We start from the raw sequence: 18,034 nt of genomic DNA, 5'->3' as shown, positions 1-18,034 counted from the left end.
GGCGTTCCCGCCTGCCGCCGTCATCAGATGCGCGACGGCGACAGGCGGAACTCCACCACGCGGCTGCTGTGGGCCAGCTTGTCGATCAGCTCCATGGGGTCCGGCGTGCCGCTGGCCTGGAGCGTGAGCTGGTATTCCAGATGCCCGCTGCCGTTGCGCAGGTGGAAGGCCCAGGACACGATCTCGTAGCCATGCTCCAGCGCCTTGGCCCGGATCACCTCCGCCGGGGGCGCCTGCTCGCGCTCGAACACCAGCATGACCTGGACCACCGTGTGGTGCGGCAGCGCCGCCTCCAGCCGGCGGAAGACGCTCATCACCAGGATGACCAGGAAGGCCGCCCCGATGGCCGCGGCGTAGAATCCCAGCCCGATGGTCACCCCCACCGCCGCCGCCGTCCAGATCGACGCCGCGGTGGACAGGCCGCGGATGGAGAAGCCCTCCCGCATGATGACCCCGGCGCCCAGGAAGCCGATGCCCGTCACGATGCCCTGGATCACCCGCGTCGGGTCGCCGCCGGCTCCGCTCCCAATGCCGCCATACCACAGTCCCGGATAGGCGTTGACCACAGTCAGGGCCGTCGAGGCGAGGCAGACCAGCGCGTAGGTGCGCATCCCCGCCGCCCGCCCGTGGAAGGAGCGCTCGTACCCCATCAGGATGCCGAGGACCAGCGCCCCGGCCAGATGGAGAAGGATGATGCCGTTGGCGATCAGCTCGGCCTGCGACCAGTAGGCGGACAGCCTGTCCATGCTCCCCTCCCTCCGGGACGATCGGGCTGGAAGGAGCAGTGTAGCCCCGATTGGCCGGGGGAAGGTTGCGGATGCGGGACATCCGCGCGTGCGCCCCATGCGGCATATTGATCGGCGGGTGCGCCACGAAGCAAATCGGGTTGCAAAAGTGTAAAATTGTTCTCAATTGAGGGCGCCATCTCTCGAGCCGACCAAGGAAAGATATGTTCGGCCTTCTCTCCGCCCTCTCCATTCGCGGCAAGGTGTTGACGGCTCTTCTGCTGCCGATGCTGGGCCTGCTCGCCTTTGCCGGCGTCACGGTCGCCGAACGCTGGCAGACGGCCCGCGCCTTCGAGGAACTCCAGGGGCTGACCGACTCGGTCACCCGGATCAGCGCTCTCATCCATGAACTCCAGAAGGAGCGCGGCTCGTCCGCGCTGTTCATCGGCAGCCGAGGAAGCCAGTTCCGCGCCGAACTGGACGCCCAGCGCGCGCAGACCGACCGGATTCTGGCCGACGTGAAGGCGCTCGCGTCCGCGTCCGGCGGCGACGCACGGGCCTTCTCCGGCACGCTGGGCGCCGCCCTGCGCGGTCTGGAGGAGCTGACCGCCCGACGCAAGGCGGTCGACGCCCTGGCCCTGCCGGGGCCGGAGTCCTTCGCCTACTACACCGGGCCGATCCTGGCGCTGCTCGACGCCGCCACCGGGTTGCCGCACCACACCACCGACGGGGCGGTCGGCGTGCAACTCGTCGCCTATCTGAACTTCATCCAAGGCAAGGAGCGCGCCGGGCAGGAGCGCGCGACCGGTGCCACCGGCTTCGCCGCCGGGCGGTTCGATCCGGCGGTGCACCAGCGGATGATCGGGCTGATCGCCGCCCAGGACACCTACTTCGCCATGTTCCGCGCCCTGGCGACGGCGGAGCAGGCCGCCCAGTTCGGCGCGATGTCCGAAGGCGCTCCGCTCGACGCGGTCCGCCCCATGCGCAAGACCGCGCTGGATGGCGGCCTGGCCGGCGCCTTGCAGGGCATCCAGGCGCCGGTCTGGTTCCAGAAGGCGACCGACCGGATCGAAGGCATGAAGGCGGTCGAGGACCGGCTCGCCGCCGACCTGCACGGCCTCACCGCCCGGCGGGCCGCCGATGCCGACAGGGCTTTCGCCGTGGTGGCCTCCCTCAGCGCCGTCGTGCTGCTGGTGACGCTGGGCCTTGCCTACGGCATCATCGCCGATGTCGCCGGCTCCATCGCCCGCGTCACCGAGGCCACCCACCGTCTGGCGGACGGCGACCTCGACATCGCCCTGCCCCGGACCGGTCGGCGCGACGAGATCGGCACCCTCTACGCCGCGCTGGCCACCTTCCGCGCCAACGCGATGGAACGGCGCCGGCTGGAGGCGGAACAGGAGCGGATGAAGGAGCAGGCCGAAGCCGACAAGCGCCGCACCCTGAACAGCCTCGCGGACGGATTCGAGAGCAGCGTCGAACATGTCGCCCAAACCGTGAAGACCTTCGCCACGGGGATGCAGGGCAGCGCGGAGAAGCTGACCAACACGGCGCAGGAGACCTCCCAGCGGTCCGTCGTCATGTCCAGCGCGGCGGAGCAGGTGTCCGGCAACGTCCACACCGTCGCCGCGGCGGCGGAGGAACTGCACGCCTCCATCGGGGAGATCGCCCGTCAGGTCGTCGAAGCGTCCGAAGTGTCCCGCCGCGCGGTGCAGGAGGCCGACGACACCAGCGCCACCGTGCAGGGGCTGGCCGCCGCCGTCGAGCGCATCGGCGAGGTGGGCAAGCTGATTTCCGCGATTGCCGCCCAGACGAACCTGCTGGCCCTGAACGCGACCATCGAGGCCGCCCGCGCCGGCGAGGCGGGCAAGGGCTTCGCCGTCGTCGCCAACGAGGTGAAGAACCTCGCCGGCCAGACCGCGCGGGCGACCGGCGACATCGAATCGCAAGTCGCCGCCATCCAGGCCGGAACCCGGAAGGCGGTCGAGGCGATCGGCGCCATTTCCGGCACCATCGGGATCATCAGCAACATCAACACCACCGTCGCCGCGGCGGTCGAACAGCAGGGAGCGGCCACCCGCGAGATCACCCGCAACGTCCAGCAGGCCGCCAGCGGAACCAGCGAGGTGTCCACGGCCATCTCCGGTGTCCTGGGCGCCGCGAACCTGACCGGCGACGAGGCGCGGGACGTTCTGACCACCGCCTCCGATCTGGTGCGGCAGGCCAACCTGCTGTGGACGGAGATGACCGGCTTCGTCAACCGCGTTCGCTCGGCCTGACGCGGGCCACAAACCGGCCTATCCCAGCGCGCCCAGCGTCCAGCGGGCGAGCAGAGCCACCAGCATGCCCTCCGCCGCGGCCAGCATCAGCCGCAGCATCAACCCGACGAGGGCGGTGAAGCGGTCGGGCCGGGGAAACACCTCGGCCAGCATGCCGGCGACGGCGCGGCGCAGGTTCAGGCTGACCAGCCCGATCACCAGCGCCACGACGGTGGTGCCCACCACATAATAGACCCCGCCCTTCCAGCCGGCGAAGGTCTGCGGGTTGTCCAGATAGAAGAGCGTGCCGACCACGATCCACACGGCGGACGGCCAGACGCCCACCATGTCGGCGCCGCCGGCCGGCTTGGTGCCGCCGGGCGCCGGCTTCGGCGGTTCCGGTGGGGGCGGTTCCGGTGGGGGTTGCTGCGCGCTCCAGGGCACCGCCGTCTCCCTCAGCCCCCCGGTACGTGCCGGTAGGCCAGCACGCGGGCCGGGCGGCCGTCCTCGTCGGCCAGCGGCAGCAGAAGCTCGACGAATCGTCCCCCCGGCAGCATCGGGTCGTCGCGCACCAGAAGGGCGCGCGGCTCCCCCGTCTCCAGGCAGGCGCGCAGGTCGGCGGTGAAGCGCTCCGCCGCTTCGGCGGGGTGGCAGTCGCCGACCGGGCGCGGCACCACGCGCTGGCCGATCCGGCGCTGCACCGCCCGTCCGCAGGCGCGGTAGAGGAAGCCCTCGCCGCCGCGCACCGGCTCCATCAGGCACAGGCGTGGCACGCATTCGCGGATCTGCGCGGTGTCGATGTCGCGGGCCTCGGGCATCGGGCGCCCGCGGAGGACGCGCCGCCAATGGACGTAGAGCAGGCTGGCGATCTGCGGGATCTGGTCGAGGTCCAGCGGCTCCGAGCGGCAGACCGCGGGGACCGGCGGAGGCGGAGCGGCGGGGGCCGGCGCGGGAACCGCAGGAGCCGCCGCCACGGCCTCCGTGACCGCCTTCGGCGCCAATGCCTGGGGTGGTGCCGGACGGGTGGCGAAGACCGGCTGGCGCTCCGGACGCCCGCCATGCTTCTTCAGCATCGGCAGCGGCGCCCAGGTGGGGCAGGTGTGGTAGGAGCGCGTGACCTTCCGGTAATCCTGGCTGGTCGCCGTCCGGCACTCCCCTTCCACGCTGTAGCGGTTGACATGGACGAGCGTGTTGTCGTCCGACAGGGCGCGGTCGCCCCCCCACGAAACGCAGGCGGCGCAGGCGCGGCTGTCCTTGGCGAAGGCGTGGGTCATCGTGGGGCGCGAACTCCGGAGGCGGTCGGGACAGGGTGTGCGGGCTTCTCCCGCTGGCGAGGATCGGGAAACGCCGGGTTTCCGGCGCACCCCGATTGATGACGCCCTTTCGGCGCGGGTTCAAGCCCCGCCTCGCCGCCCGCCGGCGATGTTTCAGACATGTGTCCCGCGCATCAACCCAACCTCTTCCCCCGGGGCGCCTTGTTCCCTATAAAGGGGCCTCGCAACGACATATTGAACCGTGCCCCCTCACACCCGCGCCCCGAAAGGGGCCAATGGCGCGAGGGGGCTTTTGCTGCACGAACGTCGAGAAGCGGACCCATGCCCAAGCGCACTGATATCAAATCCATCTGCATCATCGGCGCGGGGCCGATCGTCATCGGCCAGGCTTGCGAGTTCGATTACTCCGGCGTCCAGGCGTGCAAGGCGCTGCGCGAGGAGGGCTACCGCGTCATCCTCGTGAACTCCAACCCGGCCACCATCATGACCGATCCGGGTCTGGCCGACGCCACCTACATCGAGCCGATCACCCCGGCCGTGGTGGCGAAGATCCTGGAGAAGGAGCGCCCCGACGCCCTGCTGCCGACCATGGGCGGCCAGACCGCGCTGAACACCGCCATGGCGCTGTCCGACGACGGCACGCTGGAGCGGTTGGGCGTGGAGATGATCGGCGCCAAGCGCGACGTCATCGCCAAGGCCGAGGACCGCATCCTGTTCCGCGACGCCATGGACAAGCTGGGCCTGGAATCGCCGCGCTCGCGTCTGGTGCGCAACATGCAGGAGGCGACCGAGGCGCTGGAGTTCGTCGGGCTGCCCGCCATCATCCGCCCCAGCTTCACGCTGGCCGGCACCGGCGGCGGCATCGCCTACAACCGCGCGGAGTTTGAGGACATCGTGCGCGGCGGCCTGCGCGCCAGCCCGGTCGGCGAGGTGCTGATCGAGGAATCGGTGCTGGGCTGGAAGGAGTACGAGATGGAGGTCGTCCGCGACAAGGCGGACAACTGCATCATCGTCTGCGCCATCGAGAACATCGACCCGATGGGCGTGCACACCGGCGATTCGATCACCGTCGCCCCGTCGCTGACGCTGACGGACAAGGAATACCAGATCATGCGCGACGCCTCGATCGCGGTTCTGCGCGAGATCGGGGTGGAGACCGGCGGGTCCAACGTCCAGTTCGCGGTGAACCCGGCGAACGGCCGCCTGATCGTCATCGAGATGAACCCGCGCGTGTCGCGCTCCTCCGCCCTGGCGTCGAAGGCCACCGGCTTCCCGATCGCCAAGATCGCCGCGAAGCTGGCCATCGGCTACACGCTGGACGAGCTGACCAACGACATCACCGGCACCACCCCGGCCAGCTTCGAGCCGACGATCGACTACGTCGTCACGAAGATGCCGCGCTTCACCTTCGAGAAGTTCGCCGGCACCGAGCCGCTGCTGACCACCTCGATGAAGTCGGTGGGCGAGGCCATGTCCATCGGCCGCACCTTCCAGGAGTCGGTGCAGAAGGCGCTGCGCTCCATGGAGACGGGCCTGACCGGCTTCAACGAAGTGCGCATCGGCGACAGCGACACGCCGGACGCCGCTGCCATCCGCGGCGCGCTGGCCCGCCCGACGCCCGACCGCCTGCTGGTCATCGCCCAGGCCTTCCGCCACGGCTTCTCCATCGCCGAGGTGCAGCAGGTCTCCAAGTACGACCCGTGGTTCCTGGAGCAGATCAAGGCCATCGTGGACCGCGAGCAGGCGATCCGCGGCGGCGGGCTGCCGACGGACAAGGACGGCTGGATCAAGCTGAAGCAGATGGGCTTCTCCGACGCCCGTCTGGCCGAGCTGTCCGGCAAGACCGAGGCCGAGGTCGCCGAGGCCCGCCGCGCCGCCGGGGTCACGCCGGTCTTCAAGCGCATCGACACCTGCGCCGCCGAGTTCGCCTCGCGCACGCCCTATATGTATTCCACCTACGAGGCGGACGGCACGGGCGAGGCCGAGTGCGAATCGGACCCGACCGACAAGAAGAAGGTCGTCATCCTGGGCGGCGGGCCGAACCGCATCGGCCAGGGCATCGAGTTCGACTATTGCTGCGTCCACGCCGTCTACGCGCTGCGCGAGGCCGGCATCGAGACCATCATGGTCAACTGCAACCCGGAGACGGTCTCCACCGACTACGACACCGCCGACCGCCTGTATTTCGAGCCGCTGACCGCCGAGGACGTGATCGAGCTGGTCCGCGTCGAGCAGCGCAACGGCACGGTTCTGGGCTGCATCGTGCAGTTCGGCGGCCAGACCCCGCTGAAGCTGGCCGACGCGCTGGAGAAGGCCGGCATCCCGATCCTGGGCACCTCGCCGGACGCCATCGACCTCGCCGAGGACCGCGAGCGCTTCCAGAAGCTGCTGCACCAGCTCAACCTGCTCCAGCCGGCCAACGGCCTCGCCCGGTCGCTGGAGGAGGCGGAGACGGTCGCCGCGCGGATCGGCTTCCCCGTCGTCATCCGCCCGTCCTACGTGCTGGGCGGCCGCGCGATGGAGATCGTCCACGACATGGCCGGACTCAAGCGCTACATGGGCACCGCCGTGAAGGTGTCGGGCAAGAACCCGGTGCTGATCGACAGCTACCTGCAGGACGCCATCGAGGTGGACGTGGACGTGGTGGCCGACGCCACCGGCCAGGTCTACATCGCCGGCATCATGGAGCACATCGAGGAGGCCGGCATCCATTCCGGCGACTCGGCCTGCGCGCTCCCGCCCTACTCGCTGCCCGCCGAGACCATCGCGGAGATCGGCCGCCAGGGCGAGGCGCTGGCCCGCGCCCTGCACGTCGTCGGTCTGATGAACGTGCAGTTCGCGGTGAAGGACGGCACGGTCTACATCCTGGAGGTCAACCCGCGCGCCAGCCGCACGGTGCCCTTCGTCGCCAAGGCCACCGGCACCGCCATCGCCAAGATCGCCGCCCGCGTCATGGCCGGCGAGACGCTGGCCGACTTCACGCTGAACGGCCCGACCCCGCCGCACACCGCCGTGAAGGAGGCCGTGTTCCCCTTCGCCCGCTTCCCCGGCGTGGACATCGTGCTCGGCCCGGAGATGAAGTCCACGGGCGAGGTGATGGGCCTGGACCACAACTTCGCGCTGGCCTTCGCCAAGTCGCAGCTCGGCGCCGGCGTCACCCTGCCGGTCCAGGGCACCGTCTTCATCTCGGTGAAGGAGCGGGACAAGCCGTCGGCGGTGCAGATCGGGCAGAAGCTGCACGGCATGGGCTTCCGCGTCCTGGCCACCACCGGCACCGCGGCATCGCTGCGCCAGGCCGGCGTCCCGGCGGAGTCGATCAACAAGGTCGTGGAAGGCCAGCCGCACATCGTCGATGCGATGATCAACGGCGAAGTGCATCTGGTCATCAACACCACGGAAGGCGCGCAGGCCCTGTCCGACAGCTTCAGCCTGCGGCGCACGGCGCTGACCTACAACCTGCCTTACTACACGACCATGGCCGGTGCACGCGCGGCGGTGGAAGCGATTGCCGCACTCCGGAACGGCAGCCTTGAAGTCGCGCCGTTGCAGTCGTACCTTAGCGGTTCCTATTAGGGTGGTTTACGGCGCGGCGGACCTCCTCCGCCGCGCCGTAGCTTTCCCAGGGCGCTGCGTCGGCATGGTGATGGATTGAACGATGGAAAAAGTTCCAATGACTGCGGCGGGATACAACCGCCTGCAAGAGGAGTTGAAGCACCTCAAGACTGTCGAACGGCCCAACGTCATTAAGGCGATCGCCGAGGCGCGTGAGCACGGGGACCTGTCGGAAAACGCCGAATACACCGCCGCGCGCGAGCGCCAGAGCTTCATCGAAGGCCGCGTCGCGGAGTTGGAGGACAAGATCAGCCGCGCCGAGGTCATCGACCCGACGAAGCTGTCCGGCAAGTCGGTGAAGTTCGGCGCCACCGTCACGCTCGCGGATGAGGACACCGACGAAGAGATCACCTACCAGATCGTTGGCCAGGACGAGAGCGACATCAAGAACGGCATGCTGTCCATCCAGGCGCCGCTGGCCCGCGCGCTGATCAACAAGTCGGTCGGCGACAGCGTGGAAGTCTCCACCCCCGGCGGTTCCAAGGTCTACGAGATCGTCACCGTCGCGTTCAAGTAAGCTCTTCTGCACCAAGGCGGAAGGCCGCACTCCATCACTGTGGCCTTCCGCAACGGTCCGAACCTTTTTCGGATCGAACATGTTTGCACGAATAGGCCAGATGTTGCCTTGACGCGCGCGTGCATCGGATTCAGGATGGCTTTGAGTCCTTGGTGAGCTTGGCGGCTCTTACTCGCATTTGGGTTGACAATCTGGACAAGCCATCGCGTTTCCCGTATGAAAGCGCGTCCGAGTTTGGAGCACCTTCATGAGCAGCACAGTCACCAAGCCTGATGAAGCGACAACGGAGCCATCACCGCGTCCGTTGTGCCCGAACGTGATCGTCCTCAACGAAGAAGGTCTCGACGACGCTTCGCTGGCCCGTGTGCTGTCGCCCTTTTCGAACTCGCGCCGCTTCGTTGGCATCAGTGTGGCTGCCGCAGCGGAACGCCGCAATGAGCGGGACAGCCTTCTGGACCAGGAGTTGGCCGCTTTCGCTCGCGCCAGCTCCGCTCACGACTGAGCAGCGCAGCCGGTCTGCGCGCCTTACATTCTTCAAGTACATTTTGTCCCGGCCCGTTTACGGACCCGCCGCCGCGTAAGGGCGAATCTGCTGTGTCCAATGGCATTTATTTCAAAGAGTTGTCCGAGCTGATCAGCGCCGCTGTGGACCGGATGGCCAAGGAACACCCGGTCTACTACATCATTCAGGACGCCAAGATCATCCACGAGTGCGCCGCACGGGCGTCTGTGACGCTGCGCGAATACAACATGAGCGGCGAAGGAGCCGGTTCGGACGATCCGACACAACCGGTAGCGCTTCCCAACTTTTACAAGGAAGCCGGGCACTTCGCTTATTGGATCACCCGGCTGAAGCCCTTGCGGCTCGTCAACTTCACGATGATTTCGGAAACCCTTAATCGCTTGGGCATCACCCACGATGCCGCCGCCTTGGATGCGGTGAAGAAGCGGGCGCAGCGCCGGGACCTCGTGCTGCTTCTCAACGAGTACGCGGCCTATCATGTGGCCAAAAGCATCATCTACCGGTCGGAAGACGCGTTGTTCAACATGACGACCTCCGGTCAGCCCGCCGAGTCGGTTTCGGCGACCCGGTCGGAATTCCGGCGGCTTCGCCAGCGCTCGATGGAACGGGCAATGGGGTTGTCCACCTATCTGCTGAATTCGCTGCGTTACGATACGCACTCGCCGAATTCGCTCGCCTTGCTGCTCGAAGCGCTTCTTGGCAGCGGCTATCCCTTTCCGCAGGTCGAACCGGGCGCCTGACCGCGACCGGCCACCACCGCCCCCTATCCCCGCAGTCGCTCCGCCAGGAAGGCGCTGACCCGCTCGATGGCGTCCCGGCGGGCGGACTCGTCGGTGCCGACCGTCGCTTCGCCCGCCGGGGCGGTCGCCAGATTGTGGCGCTTTCGCAGCGGCGAATGCGGGGAATCGAAGCCGTGGTGGGCGTCGGGATAGACCACCACCTCGGTGCGCTCCTTCACCGGCTCCCGGCTTGCCAGCTCCAGGCAGCGTTCCGCCGGGGTCCATTCGTCCTTGCCGCCCAGCAGCATCAGAAGCGGCCCTTCCGGTTGCCAGCCGGCGTCGTTCAGGGGCGTCCGGCAGCCGGGATAGAAGGCGATTGCGGCGCGGAAGCCGTTCCCCTGCCCTCCCGGCCCATAGGCGGCCAGCACCGTGCCCGCCCCCTGCGACCAGCCCATCAGCGCGATCCGGTCGCCGTCCACGTCACCCCGCGCACGCAGATAGGCCAGCGCCGCCCAGGCGTCGCGCTTGCGCTCCTCCGTCGCGCGGACGGGGCGGTCCTTGACCGTGCAGACCTCCTCCACGCCGCGGGGGCCGAAGCTGTCCACCATCAGCACCGCATAGCCCTGGGCACGCAGGGTCAGCGCCCAATCGATGTGCCGGGCCGAGACCCGTCCGGTCTTGGCGTAGAGGCCGCTGCACCCGTGCAGCAAGACGACTGTGGGATAAGGGCCGTCGCTCTTGGGGCCGCTCTTGGGGCGCAGGAAACGCCCGGTCAGGGGCGTCGGCGCGCCGCTGGTCAGGTCGGCGTCGAGCGAGGGGAAGCGGACGATCTCCTCCGCATGCACACCCGGCGCGGCGGCATGGGCCGGAGCGGGGCCGGAAAGGAACGGCAGGGACAGCGCGGCGGCGAGCGCCAGCGCCGGGAACCCGGCGTAGGTCCGGTGGGCGCGCGGCGGAAGGGTACGGCGGCGGGGTGAGACCATCATCGTCTCCCGGTCACGGGCAAGGTTCGGCGGTGTCGACTCGGGCGAGTTTAGCACCGTCGCCGCGGATGTCATCGCGCCTGCGAAGGCGGGCCGGCATCCGCTTTCGCGCCAGGACACAGCGCAGGGAGCGTATGCCGGAACGCAAACAGCCGGCAACACGACCCAACTCATGGGTGCGTCGCCGGCTGTCCGGAAGACAGTGCGCCGGAGCGGAGCCGCGTCAGCGGCGCGCCAGGCGGGCCGAGGCTTCGTCCTCGTCCTCGTCGTCATCCTCCAGCGATTCGGGGATGTCCGGCGAGTCCACGTCGATCGGCACACCGGGCGTGTGCTTCGACGTGCGGATCGACAGGGCCGACTTGACGTGCGCCACGTTGGGCGCCGCCGTCAGCTTCGTGGTCAGGAAGCGCTGGTAGTCGTCCCAGTCCTCCGCCACGATCTTCAGCAGGAAATCATACTCGCCGGCCAGCATGTTGCACTCGCGCACCATGGGCCAGGAGTTGACGAGTTCCTCGAATTTCTTTAGGTCCACTTCGGCTTGGCTGGACAGGCCGACCTGGGCGAACACGGTGACACCGAACCCGAGCGCGTCGGGATTGATGTCGGCGTGATAGCCGCGGATGAAGCCCGCCTCTTCCAAGGCGCGGACACGCCGCAAACACGGAGGGGCAGAAATGCCGGCGCGCCTCGCGAGTTCTACGTTGGTCATCCGGCCATCATTTTGCAGGTCGCGCAAAATCCGCCGGTCAATTCGGTCGAGTTTGACCCGCCGCATGGTTTACTCGGTAGCTCCGGGGGTGATCTGAAGAAAGGATATTACACGGTGAGGCCACCCACGCCAAGCAAGAAACCCTTACCGGTGCCGGTGGAAAAACTTTCCATCCATGCATCCATCCCCGACGCGACAACCCGTCGCACCCAGGAACAATCCGTGTGACGATGCATTCCACCCTTTCCGGTTTCCTTTCGTGCTGGGTCGTGTCGGACGGCAAGCCCGGCATGGAAAACCAGTGCATCGGCCTCGCCGAAGCGCTGGGCCTCACCCCCGTCGTGAAGCGCGTGCGGCTGCGCAGCCCCTGGCGCCAGCTCAGCCCGTTCCTGCGGCTGGGCAACCGCTTCGCCGCCGGGCCGGAGGGCGATCCGATCCGCGCGCCCTGGCCCGACCTGATGATCGGGTCCGGGCGTCAGGCCATCGCACCGCTGCTGGCCGCCGCCAAGCTGTCGCGCGGGCGGACCTTCACGGTCTACATCCAGGACCCGCAGATCAACCCGCGCCATTTCGGCCTCGTCGTGGTGCCCCGCCACGACCGGCTGCGCGGCCCCAACGTCATGGCCACCCGCGGCGCCCTGCACCGCGTGACGCCCCGGCTGCTGGCCGACGCCGCGGAGCGCCACGCCCCCCGCCTCGCCCATCTGCCGCACCCGCGGGTCGCCGTGCTGATCGGCGGCACCAACGGGGTCTACGCCCTGACCCCGACCATCATGGGCGACGTCGCGGAAAAGCTGTCGGAACTGGCCCGCGTCAACGGCGCCGGGCTGATGGTCACCCCGTCGCGCCGCACCGGGGCCGACAACGAGGCGATCCTGCGCGCCCGCTTGAACGGCCTTCCGGCGGAGGTGTGGGACGGCACCGGCGAGAATCCCTATTTCGCCTATCTCGGACTGGCCGACGCGGTGGTGGTGACCTGCGACAGCGTGTCCATGACGTCGGAAGCCTGCTCCACCGGCAAGCCGGTCTATGTGATCGAACTGGAGGGCGGTTCGCCCAAGTTCCGCACGTTTCACGAGGGGCTCTACAGGGAAGGCATCACCCGGCCCTTCACCGGCGCGCTGGAGCACTGGACCTACCCCACGCTGGACGACACCCGGCAAGTCGCGGAAGAGTTGCGCCACCGCCTTCTGGCCCACCGCGCCAAGCATGGAACCTGAGTTCAGGAACAGACACCGGCGCGGCGGCGCCGCATCCCACCGCTCTACACTTGACCGTTCAGAGGCGAATCCTTTCACGCGGTTCATGAACATTAATTCATTTAGCGCGTGTGCCGCCGCATGGTAATTCACCTTTACCACCGGGATGCATCGGACTTTCTCGCATGCCTTCGCCTGACGCGGTCCAGGATGCCTTCATCCGCTGCCTGGGCAACGCGCTGATCAAGGATGAGCCCTATCGTCACTGGCTCCTGTCGCGGGCGCTTCCGGAGGAGGCCGCGGACGGCATCGCCGCCCTGCCCTGGGAGCCGCCGCCGGTCGGCGGCAGCCTGGGCAAGCGGGACACCAACAACGCGACGCGCCGTTACTTCAGCGCTCAAAGCCGGGCGGAGCACGCCGTCTGCGACGCGGTCGCCGCGGCGTTCCAGGGGCGGGCGGTGACGGAGGCGATCCGGCAAACCTGCGGCGTCGACCTGTCCGGCAGTTCGCTGCGCATCGAATATTGCCAGGACACCGACGGCTTCTGGCTGGAGCCGCACACCGACATCGGCGTCAAGAAGTTCACGATGCTGATCTATCTCTCCAAGGGGCCGGACTGCGCCGATTGGGGCACCGACGTGCTGGACGCGTCCCGCAAGATCACCACCCGCGCGCCTTACGCCTTCAACGGAGGGCTGGTCTTCATCCCCGGGGCCGACACCTGGCACGGCTTCGCGCCGCGCCCGATCCGGGGGGTGCGCAAGTCGATCATCGTGAATTATGTCGGTGCGGAATGGCGCGCCCGCCACGAGCTGGCCTTTCCCGACACGCCCGTGGCCTGAGGGAGACCGCCCCATGTCCATGCCCCCGTCCATGCCCCCGTCCATGCTGGACCTGGACCGCTTCCGGGCCACCCCGCTTCAGAACGATCCGTTCGACTTCCTCTGCGTCCCCGGCTTCGTGAAGCGCGACCATCTGGAGGCCCTGCACCGCGACTATCCCAAGGTGGACAAGCCCGGCTCCATCCCCTTGGGAGTCTTCCCGCAGGGTCCGGCTTTCGATTCCCTGATCGCGGAGTTGCGGGGCGAGGCGGTCTGCCGCGCCTTTTCGGAGAAGTTCGGGCTGGACCTGTCGCGTTACCCGACCATGTTCACCGCCCGCGGGATGTGCCGGGCGACCGACGGCAAAATCCACCCCGACTCGGCCAGCAAGATCGTCACCGTCCTGATCTACATGAACCCGCCCTGGGAGGCGTCGGGCGGGCGCCTGCGCGTGTTGCGCAGCCCGGACCTGGAGGATTACGCCGTCGAGGTTCCGCCGGACGAGGGCACGCTGCTGTGCTTCCGCCGCTGCGACACCTCCTGGCACGGGCACCATTCCTTCGAGGGCCGGCGCCGGGCGGTGCAGATGAACTGGGTCAGGAACAGCGTCTACATCTGGCACGAACAGTGGCGCCACCGCGTCGGCGCCTGGGTCAAGAACCGGGTGGGCGCCCGTCCCGGACGTTCCTTGGGCGGTTTGGGATGAACCACAGAGACACGGAGGCACAAAGGGCGGCATGCTTCTCCCTCTGTGCCTCCGTGTCTCTGTGGTGAAGAATCGGGCATTCGCCGAAGTTCCCCATGATGGCCCGGCATGGCAGGCTTTCCGATGACAGCGCGTCGGATATGGACCATATGTTCGGCTCGGCCCTATGGTCTGCTTCAGACGAGATCGTGACGGACAAAGCGATGCCCAGCACCCACCACACCAAGGTTCTCATCATCGGCGCCGGTCCCGCCGGCTACACCGCGGCCATCTATGCGGCACGCGCCAACCTGCAGCCGCTGATGGTGCAGGGCATGCAGCCGGGCGGCCAGCTCATGATCACCACCGACGTCGAGAATTATCCCGGCTTCGCCGACCCCATCCAGGGGCCGTGGCTGATGGAGCAGATGCAGAAGCAGGCGGAGCATGTCGGGACCAAGATGGTCTTCGACCTGATCACCGACGTCGATTTCAGCCAGCGCCCCTTCGTCTGCAAGGGCGACTCGGGCGACACCTACACCGCCGACAGCGTCATCATCGCGACCGGCGCGCAGGCCCGCTGGCTGGGCATCCCCAGCGAGGAGGTCTACCGCGGCCTCGGCGTCAGCGAATGGCCCCTACCGCCGCATACTGCGTATGTTGAATCAAGGGTTTGCCATTAGTTGGCATACTGGATCGCATACTGAGCCCAGCCCTCCCTTGCCCGACATACTGACGAGCCCGACATGTCCCAGACTCACCGCACCAAGGTCCTGATCATCGGTTCCGGTCCCGCCGGCTACACCGCGGCGATCTACAGCGCGCGCGCGAACCTCAACCCCATCCTGGTCCAGGGCCTGCAGCCTGGCGGCCAGTTGACCATCACGACGGATGTCGAGAACTACCCCGGCTTTGCCGAGGCGGTGCAGGGTCCGTGGCTGATGGAGCAGATGCAGAAGCAGGCCGAGCACGTCGGGACGAAGATGATGTTCGACATCATCACCGAAGTCGATTTCTCGAAGCGTCCCTTCATCTGCAAGGGCGACAGCGGGGACGTGTACGAGTCTGACGTCGTGATCATCGCCACCGGGGCGCAGGCGCGGAAACTCGGCACGGAGCCGGAGTACCTCTGCAACCGCGGCATCAGTTGGTGCGCGGTGTGTGACGGCGCCTTCAGCCGCGGTAAGGAAGTCGCGGTGATCGGTGGCGGCAACACCGCCGTGGAGGAGGCGCTGTACCTGTCGAACCTTGCTTCGAAGGTGACGTTGATCCACCGCCGCGATAGCCTACGCGCCGAGCGCGTCATGCAGGACCGCCTTTTTGAGAACCCGAAGATCGAAGTGCGGTGGAACACAGTCGTGGACGAATTCCTCGGCTCGGAGGCCACGGGGCTGACCGGTCTGCGTCTTCGTCGGATCGACACCGGCGAACTCTCCGATCTGAACGTCTTCAGCACGTTCGTCGCCATCGGTCACAACCCGGCGACCGAACTCTTTCGGGGCCAAATCGACCTTGACTCGGACGGCTACATCGCAGTCAAGCCCGGCACGGTGGAGACCAACATCCCTGGTGTCTTCGCGGCCGGCGACGTGGCGGACAAGGTGTACCGCCAAGCAGTCACTGCGGCCGGCATGGGGTGCATGGCGGCACTCCAGGCCGAGAAGTGGCTCGCGGAAACCGAGCGGATGCCTTCGCAGGTGATCGCGTAACCAGGCTTGAACAAGAGGGGCCTCATAGCCGGCCCCTCTTCCAGACCGGCTCAGCCGGTCCGGAATTCACCCCGCCTAGGATATTTCTACGACGCTTGGCGGGGTTGATCGCACTTGTTCGCCTGTTACCATGTTCAGCACGGTACAGGGTGGGAACCCGATGGCCGTCGACGATTGGTGGGGCGGCGCCGCGAGGCGCCGCCCTCCTGCGCTCCAGGGAGCGGGCATGCCTTGAGGGCAATCGCTCAGAAGGTTGGCCAGGAAGATCGGCGGACCGGCAAGAGCGAATGAGGCTGCCTGATGGGCCAAGCGGCGGTTGAGACCCCGGCGCCGAATCGGGAGCGGATACCACGATGACGAACATGACGATCCCGGTGATCCGACTCCGCCAGCCCGACGACGCGGAGCGCGCGATGGCGGTGCTGCGCGACCAGCAGCGATTGGAAGGGGACGCAGCGTTGTCGGTGACGCCGGCGGAAGACCTTGGCGATGCCTTCAACATGCTGCGCGCCGACGGCTTCGCCTGCGAGATGGTGCGGGTTGAGGTTCATCGGCTGGGACCGGCGAGGCCGCGGCCGATCGCGTGAACGGACTCACGTCAAAGCGCCGGTCTTTCCCTTGCCCGGTGCGCGCTGGCGCCTGAAACCCTTCCGACGGCAGCCATCCCTCGACATTGCGCCGGAAGGGTTCGCCCTCGACAATGTGCTGAACCAGCGTTGCCGTTGACACGACATTGGGCAATGATCGAGTTCGAGAGCCCTACGTCGTGCCGCGGACGGAATCATGCCCGAGGCCAAGTCCAAATCGAAGCGCAAGCGGCATTCCTCCATCCTGGAGATTGAGGTCATTCGAAAGCGCGGCGCCGACGACGTGCGCGCGCCCAACGACGCGGCGCCGGCGCAGAGTATTCGGCTGATGGGCAGAACGCGTCCTCCCCCGAAATCCACGCTGACGGAGAAGCAAGCCAAGCGCAAGGCACTGAAGGAGGCGCGCAAGCAGGCCGACGATACCAGGCACGCCGAGAAGAAGGTCAAGGACCGAGAAAGGGCACGGGCTGCGGCTGAAGCCGATCGCATTCGGCGCCTGGAGGCGGCAAAGCGTATCGAGGAGTATCTCGCCTTACAGTCCGGGTCGCCGGCGAGCGCGGTCGGACCCGCAGACGAGTCGTCACCGAGGCCATCACCCTACTCGATCCGCGAGCGCGAGCGGCGGGCCGCATACCAAGCATGGCTGCTCAAACAGCAGGCAGGCGGCGCGGCGCCCTCCACGCAGGCTGGCGACCCCGCCTTGGACGGAAACGCGGCTTCTCCCGCACCCGGCACAGCGACGTCGGTGCCCGTAACGTCGGATCTGCCGGCAACGGATGCGTCGCCGACCAGCGCGACGTCGAACGCGCCGGTGGCCGACGTCGGCGCTGTGGTTCGTGGCGTCGAAGCCCCAGCGGAAGCGGCGTTCTCCGCCGTCCCGTACCGCGGCCCGCGGTCGCTGCGGGATCTCGTTGCCGGTGATCTGCCGGCCATGCCTTCGACGTCGGCCGCCGCCGTGGTGCCGAAGACGAAGACGCCGGCTGCGAAGCAGTCCACGAAACCACTGAACGCGCCCGCTCCGGCTGCGCCGGGCGAGGTCCGCGCGAAACGTCTCGCCGACACCGTGCCGACCATTATCCGCGTGAGCGCCGACCGGCAGGTGCTGCAGCGGATGCCCCCGTCCAGCGGGAGGCGTTTTTCCGCGACCGTGAAGCGCAACGCATCGGCGCGGTGCGCGAGGTGAAGTGCGGCGGCGGCTGGTGCGACCTGCTGACGAAGGAGGAGATCGTCGAAGTGAAGGCTGGTCGGTTCTGGAGCCATGCCCTTGGTCAGGTGCTCTGCTACGGAACCTACTGGCCCGACCGACACCGGCGGATCCACCTGTTCGACGTCGGCCGGCAGCACCCCGAGGAGGCTGGGCGCATCTGCGCCGCTTATGGCGTCCAGATGTCGATCGCCGCGGTGTGAGCGGTGCTCGAAGTGCTGAGGCGTTCCGGGAAGAATCCGCCGCAATGCCAAGCATCAGTTGCACATGACTCCTTCACCTGTATTCTTGGATGATGCCATGGTGAAGGGGGAGCAGCGAATATGTTGTCGTGTCGTCGCCTGTCGTCAGGCGCTGCCCTCATGGCCCTGGCTGCCGCAATGCTGGTTGCAGGATGCCAGCAGGTCAACCGCTCGCCGTGGCTGTCCTATACGGGGCCAGCGACAAACCGTGGCAGCGTTGCGTACTGCCGCTCCGGCCTAACCGGTAGCACATATACCATGAATGGT

General features: G+C 67.7%; 17 protein-coding genes and 1 pseudogene. 13 read left to right on the top strand and 5 right to left on the bottom strand.

What is annotated here, in order from left to right:
- Nucleotides 1–23: 23 nt before the first annotated feature.
- Complete coding sequence (locus DS843_RS13855) at nt 24–746, bottom strand: MgtC/SapB family protein (protein ID WP_149469474.1); 723 nt, start codon at nt 744–746, stop codon at nt 24–26.
- 203 nt (nt 747–949) lie between these two features.
- On the opposite strand from DS843_RS13855, the gene DS843_RS13850 reads away from it, so the two are divergent.
- Nucleotides 950–3,004, top strand: a complete 2,055-nt coding sequence (locus DS843_RS13850) for a methyl-accepting chemotaxis protein (protein ID WP_149469473.1) — start codon at nt 950–952, stop codon at nt 3,002–3,004.
- A gap of 18 nt (nt 3,005–3,022) precedes the next feature.
- On the opposite strand, the gene DS843_RS13845 is transcribed toward DS843_RS13850, so the two are convergent.
- Together DS843_RS13845 and DS843_RS13840 are read right to left on the bottom strand one after the other, a co-directional pair.
- Nucleotides 3,023–3,427: a hypothetical protein gene (locus DS843_RS13845; RefSeq protein WP_149469472.1), complete on the bottom strand. Its 405-nt coding sequence runs from the start codon at nt 3,425–3,427 to the stop codon at nt 3,023–3,025.
- 11 nt (nt 3,428–3,438) lie between these two features.
- Nucleotides 3,439–4,257, bottom strand: a complete 819-nt coding sequence (locus DS843_RS13840) for a PAS domain-containing protein (RefSeq protein WP_149469471.1) — start codon at nt 4,255–4,257, stop codon at nt 3,439–3,441.
- A 321-nt stretch (nt 4,258–4,578) separates the two neighbouring features.
- Between DS843_RS13840 and carB the strand changes: the two genes are divergently transcribed.
- The 4 genes from carB (at nt 4,579) to DS843_RS13820 (ending at nt 9,649) form a co-directional block, all read left to right on the top strand.
- Nucleotides 4,579–7,830, top strand: coding sequence for a carbamoyl-phosphate synthase large subunit (gene carB, locus DS843_RS13835; RefSeq protein ID WP_149469470.1), 3,252 nt, complete (start codon nt 4,579–4,581; stop codon nt 7,828–7,830).
- 82 nt (nt 7,831–7,912) lie between these two features.
- Nucleotides 7,913–8,386 (top strand): transcription elongation factor GreA, encoded by a 474-nt coding sequence (gene greA / locus DS843_RS13830; protein ID WP_149469469.1) that lies wholly within the window; start codon nt 7,913–7,915, stop codon nt 8,384–8,386.
- 247 nt (nt 8,387–8,633) lie between these two features.
- On the top strand, nt 8,634–8,888 hold the full coding sequence (locus DS843_RS13825; protein WP_149469468.1) for a hypothetical protein: 255 nt from the start codon (nt 8,634–8,636) through the stop codon (nt 8,886–8,888).
- Nucleotides 8,889–8,980: 92 nt separating this feature from the next.
- The gene (locus DS843_RS13820; RefSeq protein WP_149469467.1) at nt 8,981–9,649 is read left to right on the top strand and encodes a hypothetical protein; all 669 of its coding nucleotides are present in this window, start codon (nt 8,981–8,983) and stop codon (nt 9,647–9,649) included.
- Nucleotides 9,650–9,672: 23 nt separating this feature from the next.
- On the opposite strand, the gene DS843_RS13815 is transcribed toward DS843_RS13820, so the two are convergent.
- Together DS843_RS13815 and DS843_RS13810 are read right to left on the bottom strand one after the other, a co-directional pair.
- A complete protein-coding gene (locus DS843_RS13815; protein ID WP_286192087.1) occupies nt 9,673–10,614 on the bottom strand; it encodes a dienelactone hydrolase family protein in 942 nt (313 codons plus the stop codon).
- Nucleotides 10,615–10,834: 220 nt separating this feature from the next.
- Complete coding sequence (locus DS843_RS13810; protein WP_149469466.1) at nt 10,835–11,386, bottom strand: Lrp/AsnC family transcriptional regulator; 552 nt, start codon at nt 11,384–11,386, stop codon at nt 10,835–10,837.
- A gap of 164 nt (nt 11,387–11,550) precedes the next feature.
- Here DS843_RS13810 and DS843_RS13805 point away from each other — a divergent pair, with 164 nt between their 5' ends.
- From DS843_RS13805 to DS843_RS13770, 8 genes and pseudogenes are all read left to right on the top strand, one after another.
- Nucleotides 11,551–12,540, top strand: coding sequence for a mitochondrial fission ELM1 family protein (locus tag DS843_RS13805; RefSeq protein ID WP_149469550.1), 990 nt, complete (start codon nt 11,551–11,553; stop codon nt 12,538–12,540).
- A 164-nt stretch (nt 12,541–12,704) separates the two neighbouring features.
- Nucleotides 12,705–13,361, top strand: coding sequence for a 2OG-Fe(II) oxygenase (locus tag DS843_RS13800; protein WP_149469465.1), 657 nt, complete (start codon nt 12,705–12,707; stop codon nt 13,359–13,361).
- A gap of 13 nt (nt 13,362–13,374) precedes the next feature.
- Nucleotides 13,375–14,046, top strand: a complete 672-nt coding sequence (locus DS843_RS13795) for a 2OG-Fe(II) oxygenase (protein ID WP_286192086.1) — start codon at nt 13,375–13,377, stop codon at nt 14,044–14,046.
- A gap of 203 nt (nt 14,047–14,249) precedes the next feature.
- Nucleotides 14,250–14,654 (top strand): annotated as a pseudogene (locus DS843_RS13790) (NAD(P)/FAD-dependent oxidoreductase); the annotation flags it as partial.
- A 117-nt stretch (nt 14,655–14,771) separates the two neighbouring features.
- Nucleotides 14,772–15,734, top strand: coding sequence for a thioredoxin-disulfide reductase (gene trxB, locus DS843_RS13785; RefSeq protein ID WP_149469464.1), 963 nt, complete (start codon nt 14,772–14,774; stop codon nt 15,732–15,734).
- Between the two features lie 353 nt (nt 15,735–16,087).
- Nucleotides 16,088–16,321, top strand: a complete 234-nt coding sequence (locus tag DS843_RS13780; RefSeq protein ID WP_149469463.1) for a hypothetical protein — start codon at nt 16,088–16,090, stop codon at nt 16,319–16,321.
- Between the two features lie 196 nt (nt 16,322–16,517).
- Complete coding sequence (locus tag DS843_RS13775) at nt 16,518–17,504, top strand: hypothetical protein (RefSeq protein WP_149469462.1); 987 nt, start codon at nt 16,518–16,520, stop codon at nt 17,502–17,504.
- The gene (locus tag DS843_RS13770; RefSeq protein WP_149469461.1) at nt 17,492–17,728 is read left to right on the top strand and encodes a hypothetical protein; all 237 of its coding nucleotides are present in this window, start codon (nt 17,492–17,494) and stop codon (nt 17,726–17,728) included. The genes DS843_RS13775 and DS843_RS13770 overlap by 13 nt, the downstream gene beginning before the upstream one ends.
- Nucleotides 17,729–18,034 lie beyond the last annotated feature (306 nt).

Source organism: Roseomonas genomospecies 6 (assembly GCF_008365375.1).
Classification (GTDB): Bacteria; Pseudomonadota; Alphaproteobacteria; order Azospirillales; family Azospirillaceae; genus Azospirillum.
Note: the sequence above shows the minus strand (reverse complement) of the source record. Positions and strands in the feature narration are given on the sequence as shown.